Raw genomic sequence first — 23,298 nt, forward strand, 5'->3', positions numbered from 1 at the left:
TTTTTTCGGAGTCGAAAAATGGCAAAAGGTAAATTCACCCGCACCAAGCCGCACGTGAACGTGGGCACGATCGGTCACGTTGACCACGGCAAGACCACGCTGACGGCTGCAATCGCAACCGTTCTGTCGGCCAAGTTCGGCGGCGAAGCCAAGGCTTACGACCAGATCGACGCAGCGCCTGAAGAAAAGGCCCGCGGTATCACGATCAACACCGCCCACGTCGAGTACGAAACGGCCAACCGCCATTACGCTCACGTCGACTGCCCCGGCCACGCTGACTATGTGAAGAACATGATCACCGGCGCCGCCCAGATGGACGGCGCGATCCTGGTGTGCTCGGCCGCTGACGGCCCGATGCCCCAGACGCGTGAACACATCCTGCTGGCTCGCCAGGTGGGTGTGGGTTACATCATCGTTTTCCTGAACAAGTGCGACATGGTCGACGACGCCGAGCTGCTCGAGCTGGTCGAAATGGAAGTGCGCGAGCTGCTCGACAAGTACGAGTTCCCTGGCGACGACACCCCGATCATTCACGGCTCGGCCAAGCTCGCTCTCGAAGGCGACAAGGGCAAGCTGGGCGAAGAAGCCATCATGAAGCTGGCTGAAGCGCTCGACACCTACATCCCGACGCCTGAGCGCGCCGTGGACGGCACCTTCCTGATGCCCGTCGAAGACGTGTTCTCGATCTCGGGTCGCGGCACCGTGGTGACCGGCGCTGTCGAGCGTGGCGTGATCAAGGTCGGCGAAGAAATCGAGATCGTCGGCATTCGCCCGACCGTCAAGACCACCTGCACCGGCGTGGAAATGTTCCGCAAGCTGCTGGACCAAGGTCAAGCTGGCGACAACGTCGGCGTGCTGCTGCGCGGCACCAAGCGCGAAGAAGTCGAGCGCGGCCAAGTGCTGTGCAAGCCCGGCTCGATCAAGCCGCACGTGCACTTCACCGCCGAGGTGTATGTGCTGTCCAAGGACGAAGGTGGCCGTCACACGCCGTTCTTCAACAACTACCGTCCGCAGTTCTACTTCCGCACGACGGACGTGACCGGCGCGATCGAGTTGCCCGCAGACAAGGAAATGGTCATGCCTGGCGACAACGTCAGCATCACCGTCAAGCTGATCAACCCGATCGCGATGGAAGAAGGCCTGCGCTTCGCCATCCGTGAAGGCGGCCGTACCGTGGGTTCGGGCGTCGTGGCCAAGATCCTCGACATCTAAGCCAAGCGCAAAGAGTACCGGAGGGGTATAGCTCAATTGGCAGAGCGTCGGTCTCCAAAACCGAAGGTTGTAGGTTCGATTCCTACTGCCCCTGCCACCTAGGTGGCACTCCGAAAAAGCCCGTCGTGTCCCGACGGGCTTCGGCGTCTCAAGAGACGCATTGAATTGAAGGCCGAAAGGCACAGGAAATCAGCCAACCATGGCCACTTCTCAAATCGAAACCGTGAGCACCGGCGCAGACAAGGCCAAACTGGCCGTGGCTGTCGTGCTGGCCGTGGGCGCCATCGTGGCGTTCTACCTGCTCTCGCGCCAGGGCTCGCTGGTCCAGTGGGCTGCGCTGCTGGTCGGCTTGGCTGCTGCGGTGGGTGCCTTTGGCAGCTCGGAGAATGGCCGTCAGTTGTGGGCTTTTGGCCGCGACTCGTGGCGCGAGGTCAAGAAGGTCGTGTGGCCGACCCGCAAGGAAGCAATGCAGATGACGGCTTATGTGTTTGCCTTTGTGGCGATCATGTCCGTCTTCCTCTGGCTCACCGACAAGACGCTCGAATGGGTGTTTTTCGACCTCATTCTGGGCTGGAGAAAATAAGCAATGACCGACGATGTAGTTGAAACCACGCCGGAAGAGGAGAACACTCCGATTCTGGCCCCCGCTGCCAACCCTGATCTGCGTTGGTACGTGGTGCATGCCTATTCGGGCATGGAGAAGGCTGTCGAGCGCAACATTCTGGAGCGCATCAATCGCGCCGGCATGCAGGATAAGTTCGGCCGCATCCTGGTCCCGACTGAAGAAGTGGTCGAAATCAAGAACGGCCAGAAGCGCACCACCGAGCGTCGCTTCTTCCCTGGCTATGTTCTGGTCGAAATGATCATGGACGACGAGAGTTGGCACCTGGTGAAGCACACCAACAAGGTGACGGGTTTCGTGGGCGGCGCGAAGAACCGTCCGGCTCCGATCTCGCAGAAAGAGGTCGAAGACATCGTCAGCCAGATGCAGCAGGGCACCGAGAAGCCGCGTCACAAGGTGGAGTTCATCGTCGGCGAGTTTGTGCGCGTCAAGGAAGGTCCGTTCACGGACTTCAACGGCACGGTCGAAGATGTGAACTACGAGAAGAGCAAGGTCAGCGTGTCGGTCATGATCTTTGGCCGCTCCACACCGGTCGAGCTCGAATTCAGCCAGGTCGAGAAGACCTGAGCCTCGGGCCGACAGGCCTGAACCCATTCCGGCTGCGCGCTATCCGACTCGGTGCGCGGCCTTGATCGAAGAGTCGTTCAACCCCGGGGAGCTGCGGCGAGAGCCAAGGCGATATCACCCGCAAGGAGCAAAGCATGGCGAAAAAAATCGTCGGCTTCATCAAGCTGCAAGTGCCAGCTGGTAAGGCCAACCCGTCACCACCCATCGGTCCCGCACTGGGCCAGCGTGGTTTGAACATCATGGAGTTCTGCAAGGCGTTCAACGCGCAAACCCAAGGCGTCGAGCCGGGTCTGCCGCTGCCGGTGGTCATCACCGCGTTCGCTGACAAGAGCTTCACCTTCATCATCAAGACGCCCCCGGCGATCACCTTGATCAAGAAGGCCATCAAGCTGGACAAGGGTTCGGCCACGCCGCAATCCGTCAAGGTCGGCAAGATCACCCGCGCTCAGCTCGAAGAGATCGCCAAGGCCAAGATGAAGGATTTGACCGCTGCCGATCTGGACGCAGCTGTTCGTACCATCGCCGGCTCTGCCCGTTCGATGGGCGTGACTGTGGAGGGCGTGTAAATGTCCAAGATCACCAAGAAGCAAAAGTCGTTCGAAGGCAAGGTCGACAGCAACAAGCTGTACGCCCTCGTTGACGCCATCGGTCTCGTGAAAGAAGCCGCCACCGCCAAGTTCGACGAATCGATCGACGTGGCCGTGCAACTCGGCATCGACGCGAAGAAGTCGGACCAGGTCGTGCGTGGCGCCGTCGTGCTGCCCAACGGCACCGGCAAGACCAAGCGCGTGGCTGTGTTCGCCCAGGGCGCCAAGGCTGAAGAAGCCAAGGCCGCTGGCGCCGACATCGTCGGCATGGACGATCTGGCTGCCATGGTCAAGGCTGGCGACATGCCTTTCGACGTCGTGATCGCCGCACCGGACGCCATGCGTGTCGTCGGTACGCTCGGCCAGATCCTCGGCCCGCGCGGCCTGATGCCCAACCCCAAGGTTGGCACGGTGACCCCGGACGTCGCTACGGCTGTGAAGAACGCCAAGGCTGGCCAGGTTCAGTTCCGCGTCGACAAGGCCGGCATCATCCACGGCACGATCGGCCGTCGTTCGTTCGACACCGACAAGCTGCAAGGCAACCTCGTTGCGCTGATCGACGCGCTGGTCAAGGCCAAGCCGGCCACCAGCAAGGGCGTGTTCCTGCGCAAGGTGGCAGTTTCGTCGACGATGGGTCTGGGTGTCCGCGTGGACACGCAAACCATCTCGGCAAGCTAAGAGAAGAGATTGGCCCCGCGCCGAAAGGCGCAGGGCGAATGTGGTGGGTCGCGGCAGCTTCGGTTGCCGTGAGCCATCCAAGACCGCTGGTGTGCAGGGTGCCTGCACTTAATCGCCGGACCTTTTGTCCGGCAATCAGCGCAGATGGCGACCCCGCTGCAAGGAATTTGATTTTTGTTCCGAAACAGTTGGTCGCTGCATGAAGCGCGATCCGAGGCCCCGGCCGAAGATCGCATTAAAAGGAGTAGACCTTGAGTCTGAATCGCAGTGAGAAAGAAGCGGTCATCAGTGATGTGACCAGCCTCGCCGCAAAAGCTCAAACGCTCGTGCTGGCGGAATACCGTGGCATCACGGTTGCCGATATGACCAAACTGCGTACCGAAGCACGCAGCAAGGGTGTGACTCTCAGCGTGTTCAAGAACACGCTGGCACGCCGTGCTGTGGCTGGTAGCGCATTCGAAGTCATTGGCGACCAGATGACCGGCCCGCTGATCTACGGCTTTTCCGAAGACGCAGTGGCCGCCGCCAAGGTGGTGGCCGACTTCGCGAAGACCAACGACAAGTTGGTGATTCGCGGTGGCGCGTTTGGCGGCAAGGTCCTGGACGTGAACGGCGTGAAGCAGCTCGCAAGCATCCCTTCCAAGGAAGTGCTGTTGGCGCAGTTGCTGGGCTTGATGCAATCCCCGATTTCCCGTACGGCACGCGTTCTCGCGGCGCTGGCCGCGAAGCGTGGCGAAGGCGCAGCAGCACCCGCAACCGATGCACCGGCAGAAGCCGAAGCGCAGCCCGCGTAAGCGGCCCGCGTTTGAAATATTCAACCCAATTGTTAGGAAACAAAAATGGCATTCGATAAAGACGCATTTCTGACCGCGCTCGACAGCATGACGGTCCTGGAACTCAACGAACTGGTGAAAGCCATCGAAGAGAAGTTTGGCGTGAGCGCTGCCGCCATGGCAGGCCCCGCAGCTGCCGGCCCCGCCGCCGCAGTGGCCGAAGAACAAACCGAATTCAACGTCATGCTGACCGAAGTCGGCGCGAACAAGGTTTCGGTCATCAAGGCAGTGCGCGAAATCACCGGCCTGGGCCTCAAGGAAGCCAAGGACCTGGTGGAAGCCGCTCCCAAGGCTGTCAAGGAAGCCCTGTCCAAGGCTGACGCTGAAGCCGCAAAGAAGAAGCTGGAAGAAGCCGGCGCCAAGGTGGAACTGAAGTAATTCAGTCCCCCTCGAGGGCTGGAGGCGTCTGAAAAGGCCCTCCAGCCTTTGGCGCTTTCAGAGCGCACCCAAAAGCCGGCTCGTTGCCGGCTTTCCCGGAGACCTTCAGGTCGACGGAAAAGCCCAAACGAGATGTTTTTTGAGTGTCTTCTGACCCCGACTGCAGAAGACCCCTTGGTTCGGGTGATGTGCAATGCATCACCGTCCGCCAACGGCTGGTAGTGGCCAGCCGCCAAGGAGTGGTGCATTTGCACCCGAACCAAGTCGCTGAAGATCTCAAGCTCCGGAGCTCTCATGGCCCAAACGTCCGCGTACAGTTACACCGAACGCAAGCGCATCCGAAAAAGTTTCGGTAATCGCGACAGCGTCGTCGAAATCCCCTACCTGCTGCAGATGCAAAAAGACGCTTACACCGCGTTCCTGCAAGCCGGCATTGCCCCCAAACAGCGCACCGTCGAAGGCCTGCAAGCCGCGTTCGACGCCGCTTTCCCGATCGTCTCGCACAACGGTTTTGTCGAGATGAAGTTCCTCGAGTACAACCTCGCGAAGCCGGCTTTCGATGTGCGTGAATGCCAGACCCGTGGTCTGACTTTCGCCTCGGCCGTGCGCGCCAAGGTCCAGCTCATCATCTATGACCGCGAGTCGTCGACGTCGCAGTCGAAGGTGGTCAAGGAAGTGAAGGAACAAGAGGTCTACATGGGCGAAGTGCCGCTCATGACCGAGAAGGGTTCGTTCATCATCAACGGCACCGAGCGCGTGATCGTGTCCCAGCTGCACCGCTCGCCCGGCGTGTTCTTCGAGCACGACAAGGGCAAGACGCACAGCTCGGGCAAGTTGCTGTTCTCGGCCCGCGTGATTCCTTACCGCGGCTCGTGGCTCGACTTCGAGTTCGACCCGAAGGACATGCTGTACTTCCGCGTGGACCGTCGCCGCAAGATGCCGGTCACGATCCTGCTGAAGGCCATCGGCCTGAACCCGGAATCGATCCTCGCGAACTTCTTCGTGAACGACAACTTCCGCCTGATGGACAGCGGCGCGCAGATGGAGTTCGTCTCCGAGCGCCTGCGCGGCGAAGTCGCGCGCTTTGACATCACCGACAAGTCGGGCAAGGTCGTGGTCGCCAAGGACAAGCGCGTCACCGCGCGCCACACGCGCGAGCTGGAACAAGGCGGCACCACGCACATCAGCGTGCCCGAAGACTTCCTGGTGGGCCGTGTCATTGCCCGCAACATCGTCGATGCCGACTCCGGTGAAATCCTGGCCAAGGCCAACGACGAGCTGACCGAAGCGCTGCTCAAGAAGCTGCGCACCTCGGGCGTGCAGGACATCCAGGTCATCTACACGAACGAACTGGACCAGGGCGCGTACATCTCGCAAACGCTGCGCATCGACGAAACCGTCGACGAGTTCGCAGCGCGCGTGGCCATCTACCGCATGATGCGCCCCGGCGAACCGCCGACCGAAGACGCAGTGCAGGCCTTGTTCCAGCGTCTGTTCTACAACCCGGACACGTACGACCTGTCGCGCGTGGGCCGCATGAAGTTCAACGCCAAGGTTGGCCGCGACGAATCGACCGGCCCGATGGTGCTGACCAACGAAGACATCCTGGCCGTGGTCAAGATCCTCGTTGACCTGCGTAACGGCAACGGCGAAGTCGACGACATCGACCACCTGGGCAACCGCCGCGTGCGTTGCGTCGGCGAACTGGCCGAAAACCAGTACCGCACCGGCCTGGCCCGCATCGAGAAGGCCGTGAAGGAACGTCTGGGTCAAGCGGAGCAGGAGCCGCTGATGCCGCACGACCTGATCAACAGCAAGCCGATCTCGGCCGCGCTGAAGGAATTCTTCGGCGCTTCGCAGCTGTCGCAGTTCATGGACCAGACGAACCCGCTGTCCGAAATCACCCACAAGCGCCGCGTGTCGGCCCTTGGCCCGGGTGGTTTGACGCGTGAACGTGCAGGCTTCGAAGTGCGCGACGTGCACGTGACCCATTACGGCCGCGTGTGCCCGATCGAAACGCCTGAAGGCCCGAACATCGGCCTGATCAACTCGCTGGCCCTGTACGCCCGCCTGAACGAATACGGCTTCATCGAGACGCCGTACCGTCGCGTGGTCGACAGCAAGGTCACGATGGACATCGACTACCTGTCGGCCATCGAAGAAGGCAAGTACGTCATCGCCCAGGCCAATGCGGCCCTGGACAAGGACGGCGTGCTGACCGGCGACCTGGTCTCGGCGCGTGAAGCCGGCGAATCGATCCTGGTCGGTGCCGAGCGCATCCAGTACATGGACGTGTCGCCCGCGCAGATCGTGTCGGTGGCTGCCTCGCTCGTGCCGTTCCTTGAGCACGACGATGCGAACCGCGCGTTGATGGGCGCCAACATGCAGCGTCAGGCCGTGCCTGTGCTGCGTCCCGAAAAGCCGATGGTCGGTACCGGTATCGAGCGCGTTTCCGCGGTCGACTCGGGCACCGTGGTCACGGCCACCCGTGGCGGTATCGTCGACTACGTCGATGCGACCCGTGTCGTGGTGCGCGTGAACGACGCCGAAGCGGCGGCAGGTGAAGTCGGTGTGGACATCTACAACCTGATCAAGTATCAGCGTTCGAACCAGAACACCAACATCCACCAGCGCCCGATCGTCAAGCGCGGCGACAAGATCGCCAAGGGCGACGTGGTGGCCGACGGCGCATCGACCGACCTCGGCGAACTGGCCCTCGGCCAGAACATGCTGATCGCGTTCATGCCCTGGAACGGCTACAACTTCGAAGACTCGATCCTGATCTCGGAACGCGTCGTCGCGGAAGACCGCTACACCTCGATCCACATCGAGGAACTGGTGGTGATGGCTCGCGACACCAAGCTCGGTGCCGAAGAAATCACGCGCGACATCCCGAACCTGGCTGAGCAGCAGCTCAACCGCCTCGACGAATCCGGCATCATTTATGTCGGTGCCGAAGTGCAGCCGGGCGACACGCTGGTGGGCAAGGTCACGCCGAAGGGCGAGACCACGCTGACGCCTGAAGAGAAGCTGCTTCGCGCCATCTTCGGCGAGAAAGCTTCCGACGTGAAGGACACCTCGCTGCGTGTGGATCAGGGCTCGCAAGGCACCGTGATCGACGTGCAGGTGTTCACCCGCGAAGGCATCACGCGCGACAAGCGCGCCCAGCAGATCATCGACGACGAACTCAAGCGCTTCCGCCTCGACTTGAACGACCAGCTTCGCATCGTCGAAGCCGACGCGTTCGACCGTATCGAGAAGCTGCTGACGGGCAAGGTCGCCAACGGCGGCCCGAACAAGCTGGCCAAGGGCACCAAGCTCGACAAGGCCTACCTGTCGTCGGTCGAGAAGTTCCACTGGTTCGACATCCGCCCGGCGGAAGACGAAGTGGCGACGCAGCTCGAGTCGATCAAGAACTCGCTGGAGCAGACGCGCCACAGCTTCGACCTCGCGTTCGAAGAAAAGCGCAAGAAGCTCACGCAGGGCGACGAGCTGCCCGCGGGCGTGCTCAAGATGGTCAAGGTCTACCTGGCCGTCAAGCGCCGCCTGCAACCCGGCGACAAGATGGCCGGCCGTCACGGCAACAAGGGTGTGGTGTCCAAGATCGTTCCGGTCGAAGACATGCCCCACATGGCCGACGGCACGCCGTGCGACATCTGCCTGAACCCGCTGGGCGTGCCTTCGCGGATGAACGTGGGCCAGGTTCTCGAAGTGCATCTGGGCTGGGCCGGCAAGGGCATCGGCCAGCGCATCGGTGACATGCTGCAGCAAGAGGCCAAGGTGGCCGAGCTGCGCAAGTTCATGGAGCAGCTGTACAACGGCTCGGGCCGCAAGGAAGAGCTCGGCCAGCTGAGCGATACCGAACTGCTCGAAATGGCCGCCAACCTGACGAACGGCGCCACGTTCGCAACGCCAGTGTTCGACGGTGCTTCGGAAGAAGAAATCCGCGGCATGCTGAAGCTCGCCTACCCGGACGACATCGCCAAGCTCAAGGGCCTGACCGATACGCGCACGCAGGCCTACCTGTTCGACGGCCGCACCGGCGACCAGTTCGATCGTCCGGTCACCGTGGGTTACATGCACTTCTTGAAGCTGCACCATTTGGTCGACGACAAGATGCACGCCCGTTCCACCGGCCCGTACTCGCTCGTGACGCAACAACCGCTGGGCGGCAAGGCCCAGTTCGGTGGCCAGCGCTTCGGTGAAATGGAAGTGTGGGCACTGGAAGCCTACGGCGCCGCTTACGTGCTGCAGGAAATGCTGACGGTGAAGTCCGATGACGTGGTCGGCCGCACCAAGGTCTACGAGTCGATCGTCAAGGGCGAACACTCCATCGAAGCCGGCATGCCGGAATCGTTCAATGTGCTGGTCAAGGAAATCCGTTCCCTGGGCCTGGACATCGAACTCGAACGCTCATAAGCAGACAAGGAAAGAGTCACATGAAGTCATTACTCGACCTGTTCAAGCAATTCACGCCGGATGAGCATTTCGATGCCATCAAGATCGGCATGGCTTCGCCCGAGAAGATCCGTTCGTGGTCTTTCGGCGAAGTGAAGAAGCCCGAGACGATCAACTACCGCACCTTCAAGCCCGAACGCGACGGCCTGTTCTGCGCCAAGATCTTCGGGCCCATTAAGGACTACGAATGCCTGTGCGGCAAGTACAAGCGCCTGAAGCACCGCGGCGTGATCTGCGAGAAGTGCGGCGTTGAAGTCACGCAGACCAAGGTGCGTCGCGAGCGCATGGGTCACATCGACCTGGCCGCGCCCTGCGCCCACATCTGGTTCCTGAAGTCGCTGCCGTCGCGTCTGGGCCTCGTGCTCGACATGACGCTGCGCGACATCGAACGCGTGCTGTACTTTGAAGCGTACGTGATCACCGACCCCGGCATGACCCCGCTGAAGAAGTTCGGCATCATGTCCGAGGACGACTACGACGCCAAGCGCAAGGAATTCGGCGACGAATTCGTGGCCAAGATGGGCGCCGAAGGCATCAAGGACCTGCTCGAAGGCATCGAACTCGACAGCGAGATCGAACGCCTGCGCGGCGACCTGACCGGCTCCGAAGTCAAGGTCAAGAAGAACTCCAAGCGCCTGAAGGTGCTGGAAGCCTTCCGCAAGTCGGGCATCAAGCCCCAGTGGATGGTGCTCGACGTGCTGCCCGTGCTGCCGCCGGACCTGCGTCCGCTGGTGCCGCTGGACGGCGGCCGCTTCGCGACCTCCGACCTGAACGACCTGTACCGCCGCGTCATCAACCGCAATTCGCGTCTGCGCCGCCTGCTGGAGCTGAAGGCTCCGGAAATCATCGCGCGCAACGAAAAGCGGATGCTGCAGGAAGCTGTCGACTCGCTGCTGGACAACGGTCGTCGCGGCAAGGCCATGACGGGTGCCAACAAGCGCGCGCTCAAGTCGCTCGCCGACATGATCAAGGGCAAGAGCGGTCGTTTCCGTCAGAACTTGCTGGGCAAGCGCGTCGACTACTCGGGCCGTTCGGTCATCGTGGTGGGCCCGACGCTCAAGCTGCACCAGTGCGGCCTGCCCAAGCTGATGGCGCTCGAACTGTTCAAGCCTTTCATCTTCTCGCGCCTCGAAGCCATGGGCATCGCGACGACGATCAAGGCCGCCAAGAAGGAAGTCGAATCGGGCACGCCGGTGGTCTGGGACATCCTGGAAGAGGTGATCAAGGAACACCCGGTGATGCTGAACCGTGCGCCTACGCTGCACCGTCTGGGCATCCAGGCCTTCGAACCCATCCTGATCGAAGGCAAGGCCATCCAGCTGCACCCGCTCGTTTGCGCGGCCTTCAACGCCGACTTCGACGGTGACCAGATGGCCGTTCACGTGCCGTTGTCGGTGGAAGCGCAGATGGAAGCCCGCACGCTGATGCTGGCCTCCAACAACGTGCTGTTCCCGGCTTCGGGTGAACCGTCGATCGTTCCTTCGCAAGACGTGGTGCTGGGTCTGTACTACACGACCCGCGACCGCATCAACGGCAAGGGCGAGGGCCTGATCTTCTCCGACATCGGTGAAGTGCAGCGCGCGCTCGACGCCAACGAAGCCGAGCTGACCGCCCGCGTCGCCGTGCGTATCACGGAGTACACGAAGGACAAGGAAACCGGCGTGTTCACGCCGTCGACTTCGCTCGTGGACACCACCGTGGGCCGTGCACTGCTGTCCGAGATCCTGCCCAAGGGCCTGCCGTTCTCGAACATCAACAAGGCGCTGAAGAAGAAGGAAATCTCCAAGCTCATCAACGTCTCGTTCCGCAAGTGCGGCCTGAAAGAGACCGTCGTGTTCGCCGACAAGCTGCTGCAAAACGGCTTCCGTCTGGCAACCAAGGCTGGTATCTCGATCGCCATCGACGACATGCTGGTGCCCGCAGAGAAGCACGGCATCATCGAGCGCTCCGCCAAGGAAGTGAAGGAGATCGAACAGCAGTACGTGTCCGGTCTGGTGACTTCCGGCGAACGCTACAACAAGGTGGTGGACATCTGGGGCAAGGCCGGCGACGAAGTGTCGAAGGTCATGATGGCCAAGCTCTCCAAGGAGCGCGTCATCGATCGCCATGGCAAGGACGTCGAGCAAGAGTCGTTCAACTCCATCTACATGATGGCCGACTCGGGCGCTCGCGGTTCCGCAGCGCAGATTCGCCAGGTGGCCGGTATGCGGGGCCTGATGGCCAAGCCGGACGGCTCGATCATCGAGACGCCCATTACCGCGAACTTCCGCGAAGGCCTGAACGTGCTGGAGTACTTCATCTCCACCCACGGTGCCCGTAAGGGTCTGGCCGACACGGCGCTGAAGACGGCGAACTCGGGTTACCTGACCCGTCGTCTGGTCGACGTGACGCAAGACTTGGTCGTGACCGAGCAGGACTGCGGCACGCACAACGGCTACCTGATGCGCGCCATCGTCGAAGGCGGTGAAGTGATCGAGTCGCTGCGCGACCGAATCCTGGGCCGCTCGGCTGCGGACGACGTGCTGCACCCGGAAAACCGTTCGGTGCTGCTCAAGGCCGGCGAGATGTTCGACGAAGACAACATCGAAGAGCTCGAGGCGCAAGGCGTCGACGAGGTCAAGGTGCGTACCGCGCTGACTTGCGAAACCCGTTTCGGCATCTGCGCGACCTGCTACGGCCGCGACCTGGGCCGTGGTGGCCTGATCAACATCGGCGAAGCCGTCGGTGTGATCGCTGCCCAGTCCATCGGCGAACCCGGCACGCAGCTCACGATGCGTACGTTCCACATCGGTGGTGCGGCATCGCGTGCGGCAGTGGCCTCGAGTGTCGAAGCCAAGTCGAACGGTTCGATCGGCTTCAACGCCACGATGCGCTACGTGACCAACAGCAAGAGCGATCTGGTCGTGATTTCGCGTTCGGGCGAGATCGTCATCCATGACGAACACGGCCGCGAGCGCGAACGTCACAAGGTGCCGTACGGTGCGATCCTGGCGGTCAAGGCCGACCAGCAGATCAAGGCCGGCCACGTGCTCGCCAACTGGGATCCGCTGACGCGCCCCATCATCACGGAATTCGCCGGCAAGACGCAGTTCGAGAACGTCGAGGAAGGCCTCACGGTCGCCAAGCAGGTGGACGAAGTGACCGGTCTGTCGACCCTGGTCGTGATCGATCCGAAGCGCCGCGGCGCTGCCAAGGTCGTTCGCCCGCAGGTCAAGCTGATCGACGCACAAGGCCAGGAAGTGAAGATCCCGGGCACCGATCACTCGGTGACCATCGGCTTCCCCATCGGCTCGCTGGTGCAGATCCGCGACGGACAGGACGTGGGCCCCGGCGAAGTGCTGGCGCGTATTCCGGTTGAAGGCCAGAAGACCCGCGACATCACCGGCGGTCTGCCGCGTGTGGCCGAGTTGTTCGAAGCCCGTTCGCCGAAGGACAAGGGCATGCTGGCCGAAATGACCGGCACCGTGTCGTTCGGTAAAGAGACCAAGGGCAAGATTCGCCTGCAGATCACCGATCCCGAAGGCGGCGTCTACGAAGACCTCGTGCCGAAGGAAAAGAACATCCTGGTGCACGAAGGCCAGGTGGTGAACAAGGGCGAGTCCGTGGTCGACGGTCCGGCGGATCCGCAGGACATCCTGCGCCTGCTGGGCTCGGAAGAACTGGCGCGCTACATCGTGGACGAAGTGCAGGACGTGTACCGCTTGCAGGGTGTGAAGATCAACGACAAGCACATCGAGGTGATCGTTCGCCAGATGCTGCGTCGCGTCGTGGTCGACAACATCGGCGAGACCGGCTACATCTCCGGCGAACAGGTCGAACGCAGCGAAATGCTCAACACCAACGACGCCCTGCGCGCCGCTGGCAAGATCCCCGCGACGTTCACCAACCTGCTGCTGGGTATCACGAAGGCATCGCTGTCGACCGACTCGTTCATCTCGGCTGCCTCGTTCCAGGAAACGACGCGCGTGCTGACCGAAGCCGCGATCATGGGCAAGCGCGACGAGTTGCGCGGCCTGAAGGAAAACGTCATCGTCGGCCGCCTGATTCCCGCAGGCACCGGCATGGCGTACCACCAGGCCCGCAAGGTCAAGGACGCCATGGACGAGGCCGAGCGCCGCGCCATCGCCGAATCGGAAGCTGCCGAACTGGCAGGCTCCGGCGACAGCGATGTGACCAGCACGGCCGACGCCAGCGAAGGCGCCGCGACCGAATAACTGGTTAGCATCACCGGCCATGACCGGTACCCCACGCCCCCCGACCGCTCACGGTTGGGGGGCGTTTTTCTTTGTGTTTTCCATGAGGCTTTGTCGATGAGCTTGTTGCCCGAATCGCTGGCCAGCTGGATCGTGATCGCGGTGCTGCTGTTCTGGTTTGTCGGCGCTTACAACCGGTTGGTGCGTTTGCGCGCGACCGTACTGCAGGCCTACACCACGCTCGATGCGGCGTTGAGCAAGCAACTGGACTTTGTCCAGGCGAGCATTACCGCCGAGTTGCCGGCCGAGGCGCCGCCGAACGAACTGCTGTCGTCGATCGCGCCGCTGCAGGCCTCCACCACCCAGCTGGGAACCCTGCTGGGCGCGACCCGGCTGCACCCGCTCGATGCCGGCGGCATGGCCGCACTGGCAACCGCGCTGCAGGTGTGGATCGGTGCGTGGCAACGCCAGCACCCGGATGCGGTGACGGTCTTCGATGCCGATGGGACGCTCTCGCGCCCGGCGCAGTTGCAACCCGGGTCCGTGGCCGCAGTGCCCAGTGCCATCGAGCCGATTGCGTGGCCCGAGCCTTCGGCCGCCGCCGAGATCGCTCGCAACCAGTTCAACATCGCGGTGAGGCACTACAACAGCGCACTGGCCCAGTTTCCGGCGCTGCTGGTGGCATGGGCCGTGCGCCTGCGTCCGGCCGCGCCTTTGCTCTGACGCGGCCTCCTTTCTTTACCTTGCGCGGCGTCCTGCCTTTGGCTCGCCCGTTACCATCGCCCCAACTTGGCTGAACTACCTACCGATCCCTCCAGCAACGCCTCGCCGCTGCTGCAACCGCCGCTGTGGCGCCAACTGCAATTGACCGCGGTGGCGTTGGCGTCGATCCGTGCCGGCACTTCGGGCTCCGTGGCGTTCGAAGCCGTCGAGCCGGCAATGCGTCCTGGCGTGCAGGCGCTCGGCTTCCAGGTGCTGCGCTGGCTCGGCCGCGCCGAAGCATTGCGCCGCCATCTCGCCAAGCGCACGCCGCCGCCATTGCCTGATGCCTTGCTGTGCACTGCGCTGGCGCTGGCCTGGGACGGCGAACGTGCGCCCTACGAACCCTTCACGCTGGTCGACCAGGCCGTCGAAGCCGCCAAGCGGAACCCCGCCACGCGGGCGCAGGCCAGCTTCATCAACGCCTGCCTGCGCCGTTTCCTGCGCGAACGCGATGAACTGGTGGCTGTCACCGACAGCGAGCCGGTCGCGCAATGGAATCATCCGCGCTGGTGGATTGAACGCCTCAAGCGCGACCATCCGCGTGAATGGCAGCGTGTGCTGAGTGCCGACAACGCGCAGGCGCCGATGACGCTGCGCGTCAATGCCCGGAAATCCACCGCAGTGTCTTATCTGTCGGAGCTGGAGGCCGTGGGTCTTGCCGCTACCCGCGTGGGCCCCAGTGGCCTGCAACTGGCACGCGCACGCCCGGTGCAGCAGCTGCCCGGCTTTGCCGACGGGTCCTGTTCGGTGCAGGATGCGGCCGCCCAGATGGCTGCGCCCCTGCTGCTCGACGGCTTGCTGCCCGCGAAGCCAGGCGCCGCACCGCTGCGCGTGCTCGACGCCTGCGCCGCACCTGGCGGCAAGACCGCACACCTGCTCGAGATGGCCGGCGCAGACGCCGTCGATGTGATCGCCCTGGAGGTCGATGCCGTCCGCAGCCGCCGGATCGACGAAACCCTGGTCCGCCTCGGCCTGAAGGCCCAGGTGGTGGTCGCCGACGCCGCACGCCCCGCCGACTGGTGGGACGGCACGCCTTTCGACGCCATCCTGCTCGACGCGCCATGCACCGCTTCGGGCATCGTCCGCCGCCATCCCGACGTCCGCTGGCTGCGCCGCGAGAGCGACACCGCCCAGTTGGCTGCCCAGCAGGCCACGCTCCTGGCCGCGCTCTGGCCGCTGGTGCGGCCCGGCGGCCGTCTTCTTTACTGCACCTGTTCCGTCTTTCGTGAAGAGGGCTCGCAACAAATTGATGCGTTTCTTGTACACAACACCAACGCACGATTGCGGCCGTCACCGGGCCATTTGCTGCCTCAAAGCGGGGCGAATGCCCGTGGCGTCCCGGACAATCCCTCAGGTGACCACGACGGCTTCTTCTACGCCCTGCTTGAAAAGCGCCCGCACTGAGCGGCGCTGGCCGGTCCTGCTGGCCGTGCTCTGGGTCTGGCTGATGTTGATGGCGTGGCTGCCGGCCCCAGCCGCCGCTCAAGGCCGCACCGGCGCCTCGATCACGCAGATGCGCCTGGAGCAGTCCGATGACGGCGTCTACTTGAGTGCCGCCGTGCAGTTCGAGCTGCCCACGCTGGTCGAGGAGGTCCTCGACAAGGGCATTGCCATCTACTTCGTGGCCGAGGGCGAGCTCTTCCAGGAGCGCTGGTACTGGACCGACCGCAAGGTGGCGCAAGTGCAGCGCCACATGCGGCTGGCCTACCAGCCACTCACGCGGCGCTGGCGGCTCAACGTGTCGCCGTTGCCGATCACCGGCGCGGTGGGCCTGGGCATTTCGCTGAACCAGAATTTCGACACCCTCGGCGACGCACTGGACGCCATCAAGCGCATCGGTCGCATGCGGCTGGGCGACGTGGCCGAGATCGGCGACGAGCCGCTGCACCAGGTGACCTTCCGCTTCCGGCTCGATACCTCGCAGCTTCCGCGTCCCTTCCAGATTGGTGTCGTCGGCCAGGCCGACTGGAACATCTCGGCCGAGCGCACTGCGCGGATGGCGCTGGAGAAGCAGCGGTGAGCACCCCACCGCGCAGCGGCGCAGCGGCCACGCCCGTTGCTCGCCGCTCGCGCGCAATGCGCTGGGCCGTGGGTGTGGGCGCCGCGATGGTGACGGCCATCGGCCTCGTGCTGATGTTCCTGCTGGCGCAGGCCACCAACAACCGCGAGCTGTACGAGCGCTACTACGTGCGCCTCTTCGGCATCAATGTCGTGGTGGCGGTGCTGCTGGTGCTGGTGATCGGCTGGGTCGCCTTCCGGCTGCTGCGGCGCTTGCGCCAGGGCAAGTTCGGCAGCCGCCTGCTGATCAAGCTGGCGGCCATCTTCGCGCTGGTGGGCGTGGTGCCCGGGGCGCTGGTCTACGTTGTGTCCTACCAGTTCGTCGAACGCTCCATCGAGAGCTGGTTCGACGTCAAGGTCGAAGGTGCACTCGACGCGGGCCTGAACCTCGGCCGCGCCACGCTCGATTCACTGTCCGACGACCTGGCCACGAAGACGCGCAGCGCGAGCGCGCAACTGGCCCAGGTGCCCGATGCGAGCGCGGGCCTGGTGCTGGAGCGCATCCGCGACCAGCTCGAAGCCAGCGACGTGGTGCTCTGGACCGGCTCCGGGCAACTGATCGCCGGCGCGGGCGCCTCGCGCTTCCAGCTCAACCCGGAGCGGCCGACCACCCAGCAGTTCCGCCAGGTCCGGCCGGATCGGCCCGTCGCACACATCGAAGGCCTGGACGAAACCGCCATCCCCGGTGCCGCGCCACCGGCCGCGAGCGTGCGCGCGCTGGCCATGGTGCAGCGACCGGGCTTCGACTTCGACACCGCGCCGCGCTACCTGCAGGTCACGCGGCTGCTGCCGCCGGCCGTGGTCAAGAACGCGCTGGACGTGCAGGAAGCGAATCGCGAATACCAGGAGCGAGCGTTGGCGCGTGGCGGCCTGCGCCGCATGTACATCGGCACGCTCACGCTGAGCCTGTTCCTCGCCGTGTTCGGTGCGGTGCTGCTGGCTGTGCTGTTTGGCAACCAGCTTGCACGGCCGCTGCTCGTACTGGCCGATGGCGTGCGCCAGGTCGCCGCTGGTGACCTGCGGCCCACCGCCGTGCTGCAGGGCAAGGATGAGCTGGGTGGCCTCACGCGCTCTTTTGCCGTGATGACCCAGCAACTGGCGGACGCGCGCGGCGCGGTCGAGAAGACCATGGGCCAGCTCGATGCCGCCCGTGCCAACCTGCAGACGATCCTCGACAACCTCACCTCGGGCGTGATCGTGCTCGACGCCAGGGGCATCGTGCTGTCGACCAACCCGGGCGCCACCCGCGTGCTGCGCGCCCCGCTGGCCGCCTACGAAGGGCGGGCGCTCGTCGATGTGCCGGGCCTGGCCGACTTCGGCGCCAAGGTGCAGCAGCAGTTCGACGAGTTCCAGGTCGAACGCATGCAGCACGGCCTCGACCACTGGCAGCATGCCTTCGAGCTGCACGCCAGCGGCACCGACCTGCCGCAACAGGATGGCGCCATCAACATCGTCGCGCGCGGCGCGGAGCTGCCCGGTGCCGCGCGGCTGCTGGTGTTCGACGACATCTCCGAAATCGTGTCGGCTCAGCGCGCCCAGGCCTGGGGCGAAGTGGCGCGCCGGCTGGCGCATGAAATCAAGAACCCGCTGACGCCGATCCAGTTGTCGGCCGAGCGGCTCGAAATGAAGCTCTCGGGCAAGGTTGCGGCTCCCGAGCAGGCCATCCTCGTGAAGTCGGTGAAGACCATCGTCGACCAGGTCGATGCAATGAAGCGGCTGGTGAACGAATTCCGCGACTACGCGCGCCTGCCTGCGGCCGACCTCAAGCCGGTCGACCTCAACGCCTTGCTGGTCGATGTGCTCCAGCTCTACAACGCCGAGAGCCTGCCGATCACGCTGCGCTCCGAACTCGACGAGCGCTGCCCGCCGATCCGCGGCGACGAGCAGCAGATCCGCCAGGTCCTGCACAACCTGCTGCAAAACGCGCAGGACGCCGCAGAGGCTGCAGCCAGTGGCACCGGCAAGGCAGGCGAGGTCGTCGTTCGCACGCGGCTGGGCGATTCGGGCCAGCGCGTGCGCCTGACCGTGCAAGACAGTGGCCCGGGTTTCGCCGAGAACATTCTCAAACGCGCCTTCGAGCCCTATGTCACGACGAAAACAAAAGGTACCGGTTTGGGCCTTGCCGTCGTCAAGAAGATCGCCGACGAACACGGTGCGCGCATCGAGCTTTCCAACCGTGTTGTCGACGGGGCTGTGGCAGGGGCGCAAGTCTCGCTATCATTCGCGCTGGCAAGCGAGTCGCGCGCAGCGACCGCTCACACTGAAGATTCGAAGTCTTCCGCCACCTGAGCGCGAACAAATCCGTCGTTCAGGCGATGGACGGGCCAGCGGACCTACCTACCTTTGCAGACACCAGCGCATACAACAAGCAGCACTCATGGCAAACATTCTCGTGGTCGATGACGAGCTGGGCATTCGGGACCTGCTCTTCGAAATTCTCAATGACGAAGGGCACAACGTGGAGCTCGCGGAAAACGCCGCCGAAGCCCGCGCTGCGCGCCAGCGCGCGCGGCCCGACCTCGTGCTGCTCGACATCTGGATGCCGGACACCGACGGCGTCACGCTGCTCAAGGAGTGGTCCACCGCCGGCCTGCTGAGCATGCCGGTCATCATGATGAGCGGACACGCGACCATCGACACGGCTGTCGACGCCACGCGCATCGGCGCCTTCGCATTCCTCGAAAAGCCGATCACGCTGCAGAAGCTGCTCAAGGCCGTCGAGCAGGGCCTGGCCCGCGAAAGCGCACGCCGCGCTGCCGCAGGCGTGGTGCCCGCGCCGGCGGGCGGCCACCAGCCGGCGGCCATCACGACCACGGGCGACAGCCTGCTGATGGCGTCCCTGGCTTCCGTGCCTGTGCCCGATGCGGGCCCGCAGTCGACCCAGAGCTTTGACCTCGATCGCCCGCTGCGCGATGCGCGCGACGGCTTCGAGAAGGCGTACTTCGAGTTCCACCTCGCGATGGAAAACGGTTCGATGACCCGCGTTGCCGAAAAAACCGGCCTGGAGCGCACCCATCTGTATCGCAAACTCAAACAACTTGGCGTGGATCTTTCAAGAGGGCGCAGAAGCGCTGTATAATTTAGGGCTGCACACAATGCAACCGAGGCCCGGTAGCTCAGTTGGTAGAGCAGCGGATTGAAAATCCGCGTGTCGGTGGTTCGATTCCGCCCCAGGCCACCAAATCGCTAAGCCCTTGATTCCTAACAGGATCAAGGGCTTTTCTACTTCTGAGGCCCTGCAGCCGGACCCAGCCACCCGACGACAGCGTCGGCTTCAGCGCACCAGCAGCTTCATCATTCGCTCGAAGGTCTTCCCGTAAGGCGGCTTGAACAGCCCAAGCCCGTTGAACGCCGACTGGTGAAAGATCGGCTTCATCTTCGAGAAGGTCTCGAAGCCGTATTCCCCGTGGTACGCGCCCATGCCGCTCGCACCGACGCCGCCGAAGGGCAGGTCGTCCTGGGCGATGTGCAGCAGCGTGTCGTTGATCGACACGCCGCCGGCCACGGTGTCGTGCATCACGCGGTCGATGGTCGCGCGGTTCTTCTCGAACAGGTACAGCGCCAGCGGCCGCGGATGCGCGTTGACATAGGCGATGGCTTCATCGATGGCGCCATAGCCCATCACTGGCAGCAGCGGCCCGAAGATTTCTTCCTTCATCACGCGCATGCTGTCCTGCACGCCGGTCAGCAGCACCGGCGGAAAGCGCCGTGTGGCGGCGTCGGGCGCCATGTCGGACAACGGCACGGCGGATGCGCCTTCCTGCTGCGCCAGCGCCGCGAGTTCCTGCAGCCGCGAGAAATGGCGCGGGCTCACGATGCTCGTGTAGTCGGTGTTGGTGGCAAGGTTCGGGTACATCGCCGAGAACACGCGCCGCGCGCTGTCGATGAAGCGCTGTTGCTGGCCTTCGGGCACCAGCACGTAGTCGGGCGCGATGCAGGTCTGGCCCGCGTTGAGCGTCTTGCCCACGAGGATGCGTTCCACGGCTTTCTCGAAATTGGCATCGGGCCCGATGATCGCGGGCGACTTGCCGCCCAGCTCCAGCGTGACCGGCGTGAGGTTCTCGCTCGCGGCGCGCATCACATGATGGCCCACGGCCGTCGAGCCGGTGAACAGCAGATGGTCGAAGGGCAGGCCGGAGAATTCGCGCGCTGCCTCGGCATCGCCGTTGACGACCGCGATCTCGTCTTCCGCAAAGCTTGCACGCACCAGCTTCGCGAACAGCTCGGCAAAGCGGGGCGTGAACTCCGATTGCTTCAGCATCACGCGATTGCCCGCCGCCAGCGCCGCGGTCATCGGCCCCACGGCCAGGTTCAGCGGGTAGTTCCATGGCACCACGATGCCGACCACGCCCAGCGGCTGCGGCATGATCCGCGACGACGCGGGCTTGAACCACAGACCCGTCGAGCGACGCCGCACCCGCATCCATTTCTTGCCGTGGCTCAACGCATGGTTGATGCCCTCGATGGCGGGGAACACCTCGGCCAGTTCGGTTTCCTGAAAGGGCCGGTTGAAGAAGTCGGCGCTGATGGCCGCGGCGATTTCCTTGCGGTTGTCCTTCACCAGCGCGCGCAGCCGCTTGAGGCGGTCGGCGCGCTCGCTCCATGGCGGCGTTTGCGCGCGCAGGCTCGCGGCGCGCATGGCATCGAATGTCTGTCGCATGTCTTGTTGTCCCATGGGTATGTACGCCGCAAGGGCTTCTCAGCCCGTCTGTTGATACACCGGCCAGTAATCCTGGATCTTCCCGCCGCGCAACGTGACAAGGTCGCCGAACTGCAGCAGCACGCCTTCGACGATGGCCGGGCGCAGGAACACCTGGTCGTCCACCTTCAGGCCCACGGCCGGCGAGCCGGTCACGTTCTCCTGGTTGGCACTGTGCCCCAGGATGCCGTTGAATTGAAGACCCTTCGGCGACTCGTACTCGGCCAGCCAGTAGCCGCCGTAGACGTAGAAGGTCTCGCGCTGGTTCACGTCCCACCACGAGAAGATCTTCGACTTGCCGTCGAGCGCCGGAATCATCACCGGCCCCGTGGCCTTGATCACCGGCGTGGCGATGAAGGCGGCCGGCACATGCGCGGCCAGCGTGTCGATGTCGTAGTGCGTGGGCTTGAGCAGGGCCGTGCCGGTGCTGACCTCGGTGCTCAGCTTCTCGGCCTCGTGCAGCTTGTAGCTCGGGCTGCCGCCAGTGTTGAGCGTGAGGCCGTCGTTCCACAGCGCCGGGTAGTGCCCGCGCACGTGGTCGACAAAGCCCTGGTAGATCGTCATGGCCTTGCCCAGCAGTTCCTGCGGCGACCCCAGCGCCTTCGGCACGCCGAAGCCCACATGCGCGTCGTAGCCCATGAAGCCCGCGAACGCCAACTGCTGCGGATTGGCCGCGATCAGGTCGAGCATGCGCCCCAGTGTGGCGTTGTCGGCCACGCCACCGCGATGCAGGCCCACGTCGATCTCGATGTTGATGCGCATCTTCGTGCCCAGCCCTTTCGCAAGCGCCAGGTACTGCTGCAGCCGCTCGGACGTGTCGAGCAGCCATTGCAGTTGCCGCGACGGATCGAAGGCCCCCTTGTGCTTCTTGTAGAACAGCTCTGCCGAATGCACCGGCAGCGGCTTGCCCATGAGGATGTCGAAGTCCGGAAAGATCTGCGCGTCGATGTTCAGGAAGGGCTGGTGAAACGACATCAGCCGCTTCGTGCCCGAGCGCCTCGCGACATAGTCGATCAGCGCATGCGAGGGCAGCGACTTCTCGACGATGCGGTAGTGCTTGTCGCCTTGCTTCAGGCTCTGCATCACGAGGTCGAGATTGCGGTCCATGCGGTCGAGGTCGATGACCATGCAGGGGCGCATCGGACCGTTCTTCTTCAGCTCGTCGTTGAGCGCGCGGAAGTAGTCGTCATACGGCGCGCCGTGGTCGCCGGGCCGCAGCGCAAAGGCGCCGACAGCAGCCACACCCAAGGTACCCAGCAGGATCTTTCGACGGCTCATGCATTCACTCCGGACAGTTGACGCAGACAGGGGCGAGCATGCACCCATCCGAGTCAAGTTGTACGGGCCGCGTCGGAAATGATCAGCGGGGCGTTGATGAACCCCGCGCCTGTTCTCGTCAGCCGCCGGCGACGGGCGGCTCGACCGGCAACGCGCGCTTGTGCGCGCTCTTGCGATGCGTCGAAAGAATGATGGCGCGCGCCGCCGCGGACACGGGCTTGCCTTCGAGAAAGTCGTCGATCTGCTCGTAGCTCACACCGAAGGCGTCTTCATCGGGCTTGCCCGGCACCAGCGATTCGAGGTCGGCCGTGGGCACCTTGTAGACCAGCGCATCGGGTGCGCCGAGCAGTTGCGCCACCGCGCGCACGCGGCGCTTGTTCAGGCCCGTGAGCGGCGTGATGTCGGCCGCGCCGTCGCCGAACTTGGTGAAGAAGCCCATCAGCGCTTCGGCCGCATGGTCGGTGCCGATGACGATGCCGTCGTGCGCGCCCGCCACCGCGAACTGCGCAACCATGCGCTCGCGCGCCTTGATGTTGCCGAGCACGAAGTCTTCGTGCGCCGCGTCGCGGAACTCCAGGTCGCCGGCCTTCAGCGCCGCGAGCATGCCGTCGGCCGCGGGGCGGATATCGACGGTGACCGTGCGGTCGGGCTTGATGACCGTGAGCGAGGCTTGCGCTTCGGCTTCGTCCTTCTGCACGCCGTAGGGCAGGCGCATCGCGATGAAGCTCGCGGTGTAGCCGGTGGCGCGCAGCCGCTCGACGGCGCGCTGTGCCAGGCAACCGGCGGTGAGCGAATCGACACCGCCGCTGATGCCCAGCACCAGCGTCTTCAGGCCGGTGCCGCGCAGGTAGTCGGCCAGGAACGCCACGCGGCGCTCCAGCTCGGCGGCCGCATCGAAGACCGGCGCGACATGCAGCGCCGCGATGATCTCGCGCTGCGTGGCATCGACGGGGGACAGATCTGCACTCATGGG

At 64.0% G+C, this 23,298-nt stretch carries 17 protein-coding genes and 2 tRNA genes; 16 read left to right on the forward strand and 3 right to left on the reverse strand.

Annotated elements, in window-relative coordinates:
- The first annotated feature begins 18 nt into the window (after positions 1–18).
- The 16 genes from tuf (at position 19) to H7F35_RS15500 (ending at position 19,529) form a co-directional block, all read left to right on the forward strand.
- Positions 19–1,212 carry an elongation factor Tu gene (gene tuf / locus H7F35_RS15425; RefSeq protein WP_187112602.1) on the forward strand — a complete coding sequence of 398 codons (1,194 nt, stop codon included), beginning with the start codon at positions 19–21 and terminating at the stop codon, positions 1,210–1,212.
- Between the two features lie 21 nt (positions 1,213–1,233).
- Positions 1,234–1,309: transfer RNA gene (locus H7F35_RS15430), tRNA-Trp, on the forward strand.
- A gap of 102 nt (positions 1,310–1,411) precedes the next feature.
- A complete protein-coding gene (secE, locus tag H7F35_RS15435) occupies positions 1,412–1,795 on the forward strand; it encodes a preprotein translocase subunit SecE (protein WP_187113693.1) in 384 nt (127 codons plus the stop codon).
- A 3-nt stretch (positions 1,796–1,798) separates the two neighbouring features.
- Complete coding sequence (gene nusG, locus H7F35_RS15440; RefSeq protein WP_124460247.1) at positions 1,799–2,401, forward strand: transcription termination/antitermination protein NusG; 603 nt, start codon at positions 1,799–1,801, stop codon at positions 2,399–2,401.
- Positions 2,402–2,535: 134 nt separating this feature from the next.
- On the forward strand, positions 2,536–2,967 hold the full coding sequence (rplK, locus tag H7F35_RS15445) for a 50S ribosomal protein L11 (protein ID WP_187113694.1): 432 nt from the start codon (positions 2,536–2,538) through the stop codon (positions 2,965–2,967).
- Positions 2,968–3,666 (forward strand): 50S ribosomal protein L1, encoded by a 699-nt coding sequence (gene rplA, locus H7F35_RS15450; protein ID WP_187113695.1) that lies wholly within the window; start codon positions 2,968–2,970, stop codon positions 3,664–3,666.
- Between the two features lie 251 nt (positions 3,667–3,917).
- Positions 3,918–4,460: a 50S ribosomal protein L10 gene (rplJ, locus tag H7F35_RS15455; protein WP_124460244.1), complete on the forward strand. Its 543-nt coding sequence runs from the start codon at positions 3,918–3,920 to the stop codon at positions 4,458–4,460.
- Positions 4,461–4,505: 45 nt separating this feature from the next.
- A complete protein-coding gene (gene rplL / locus H7F35_RS15460; RefSeq protein WP_187113696.1) occupies positions 4,506–4,877 on the forward strand; it encodes a 50S ribosomal protein L7/L12 in 372 nt (123 codons plus the stop codon).
- 294 nt (positions 4,878–5,171) lie between these two features.
- Complete coding sequence (rpoB, locus tag H7F35_RS15465; RefSeq protein ID WP_187113697.1) at positions 5,172–9,296, forward strand: DNA-directed RNA polymerase subunit beta; 4,125 nt, start codon at positions 5,172–5,174, stop codon at positions 9,294–9,296.
- 20 nt (positions 9,297–9,316) lie between these two features.
- A complete protein-coding gene (gene rpoC / locus H7F35_RS15470; protein ID WP_187113698.1) occupies positions 9,317–13,549 on the forward strand; it encodes a DNA-directed RNA polymerase subunit beta' in 4,233 nt (1,410 codons plus the stop codon).
- A gap of 96 nt (positions 13,550–13,645) precedes the next feature.
- Positions 13,646–14,251, forward strand: coding sequence for a lema family protein (locus H7F35_RS15475; protein WP_187113699.1), 606 nt, complete (start codon positions 13,646–13,648; stop codon positions 14,249–14,251).
- A gap of 111 nt (positions 14,252–14,362) precedes the next feature.
- A complete protein-coding gene (rsmB, locus tag H7F35_RS15480; protein ID WP_187114288.1) occupies positions 14,363–15,694 on the forward strand; it encodes a 16S rRNA (cytosine(967)-C(5))-methyltransferase RsmB in 1,332 nt (443 codons plus the stop codon).
- Positions 15,675–16,310 carry a DUF4390 domain-containing protein gene (locus tag H7F35_RS15485; RefSeq protein WP_261803643.1) on the forward strand — a complete coding sequence of 212 codons (636 nt, stop codon included), beginning with the start codon at positions 15,675–15,677 and terminating at the stop codon, positions 16,308–16,310. Before rsmB ends, H7F35_RS15485 begins: the two co-directional genes overlap by 20 nt.
- On the forward strand, positions 16,307–18,637 hold the full coding sequence (locus H7F35_RS15490; RefSeq protein ID WP_187113700.1) for a sensor histidine kinase: 2,331 nt from the start codon (positions 16,307–16,309) through the stop codon (positions 18,635–18,637). The genes H7F35_RS15485 and H7F35_RS15490 overlap by 4 nt, the downstream gene beginning before the upstream one ends.
- A gap of 88 nt (positions 18,638–18,725) precedes the next feature.
- On the forward strand, positions 18,726–19,427 hold the full coding sequence (locus tag H7F35_RS15495; protein WP_187113701.1) for a response regulator: 702 nt from the start codon (positions 18,726–18,728) through the stop codon (positions 19,425–19,427).
- Positions 19,428–19,453: 26 nt separating this feature from the next.
- Positions 19,454–19,529 (forward strand) — tRNA-Phe (locus H7F35_RS15500).
- 93 nt (positions 19,530–19,622) lie between these two features.
- Here the strand turns inward: H7F35_RS15500 and H7F35_RS15505 are convergent.
- The 3 genes from H7F35_RS15505 to nadE all read right to left on the reverse strand — a co-directional run bounded on the left by H7F35_RS15505 (position 19,623) and on the right by nadE (position 23,295).
- Positions 19,623–21,008, reverse strand: a complete 1,386-nt coding sequence (locus tag H7F35_RS15505) for a coniferyl aldehyde dehydrogenase (RefSeq protein ID WP_410010780.1) — start codon at positions 21,006–21,008, stop codon at positions 19,623–19,625.
- 39 nt (positions 21,009–21,047) lie between these two features.
- Positions 21,048–22,325: a DSD1 family PLP-dependent enzyme gene (locus H7F35_RS15510; protein ID WP_187113703.1), complete on the reverse strand. Its 1,278-nt coding sequence runs from the start codon at positions 22,323–22,325 to the stop codon at positions 21,048–21,050.
- A gap of 118 nt (positions 22,326–22,443) precedes the next feature.
- Positions 22,444–23,295, reverse strand: a complete 852-nt coding sequence (gene nadE, locus H7F35_RS15515) for an ammonia-dependent NAD(+) synthetase (RefSeq protein WP_187113704.1) — start codon at positions 23,293–23,295, stop codon at positions 22,444–22,446.
- Positions 23,296–23,298: the final 3 nt, after the last annotated feature.

Source organism: Variovorax sp. PAMC26660 (assembly GCF_014302995.1).
Taxonomy (GTDB): Bacteria; Pseudomonadota; Gammaproteobacteria; order Burkholderiales; family Burkholderiaceae_C; genus Variovorax.

Bases quoted from the DNA above. Each gene is read 5' to 3' on its own strand.
- H7F35_RS15510 (WP_187113703.1), bottom strand. From the start codon at position 22,325: ATGAGCCGTCGAAAGATCCTGCTGGGTACCTTGGGTGTGGCTGCTGTC.
- nusG (WP_124460247.1), top strand. From the start codon at position 1,799: ATGACCGACGATGTAGTTGAAACCACGCCGGAAGAGGAGAACACTCCG.
- H7F35_RS15495 (WP_187113701.1), top strand. From the start codon at position 18,726: ATGGCAAACATTCTCGTGGTCGATGACGAGCTGGGCATTCGGGACCTG.
- rpoC (WP_187113698.1), top strand. From the start codon at position 9,317: ATGAAGTCATTACTCGACCTGTTCAAGCAATTCACGCCGGATGAGCAT.
- rplK (WP_187113694.1), top strand. From the start codon at position 2,536: ATGGCGAAAAAAATCGTCGGCTTCATCAAGCTGCAAGTGCCAGCTGGT.
- rpoB (WP_187113697.1), top strand. From the start codon at position 5,172: ATGGCCCAAACGTCCGCGTACAGTTACACCGAACGCAAGCGCATCCGA.
- H7F35_RS15505 (WP_410010780.1), bottom strand. From the start codon at position 21,008: ATGCGACAGACATTCGATGCCATGCGCGCCGCGAGCCTGCGCGCGCAA.
- nadE (WP_187113704.1), bottom strand. From the start codon at position 23,295: ATGAGTGCAGATCTGTCCCCCGTCGATGCCACGCAGCGCGAGATCATC.
- rplL (WP_187113696.1), top strand. From the start codon at position 4,506: ATGGCATTCGATAAAGACGCATTTCTGACCGCGCTCGACAGCATGACG.
- tuf (WP_187112602.1), top strand. From the start codon at position 19: ATGGCAAAAGGTAAATTCACCCGCACCAAGCCGCACGTGAACGTGGGC.
- H7F35_RS15475 (WP_187113699.1), top strand. From the start codon at position 13,646: ATGAGCTTGTTGCCCGAATCGCTGGCCAGCTGGATCGTGATCGCGGTG.
- rplA (WP_187113695.1), top strand. From the start codon at position 2,968: ATGTCCAAGATCACCAAGAAGCAAAAGTCGTTCGAAGGCAAGGTCGAC.
- secE (WP_187113693.1), top strand. From the start codon at position 1,412: ATGGCCACTTCTCAAATCGAAACCGTGAGCACCGGCGCAGACAAGGCC.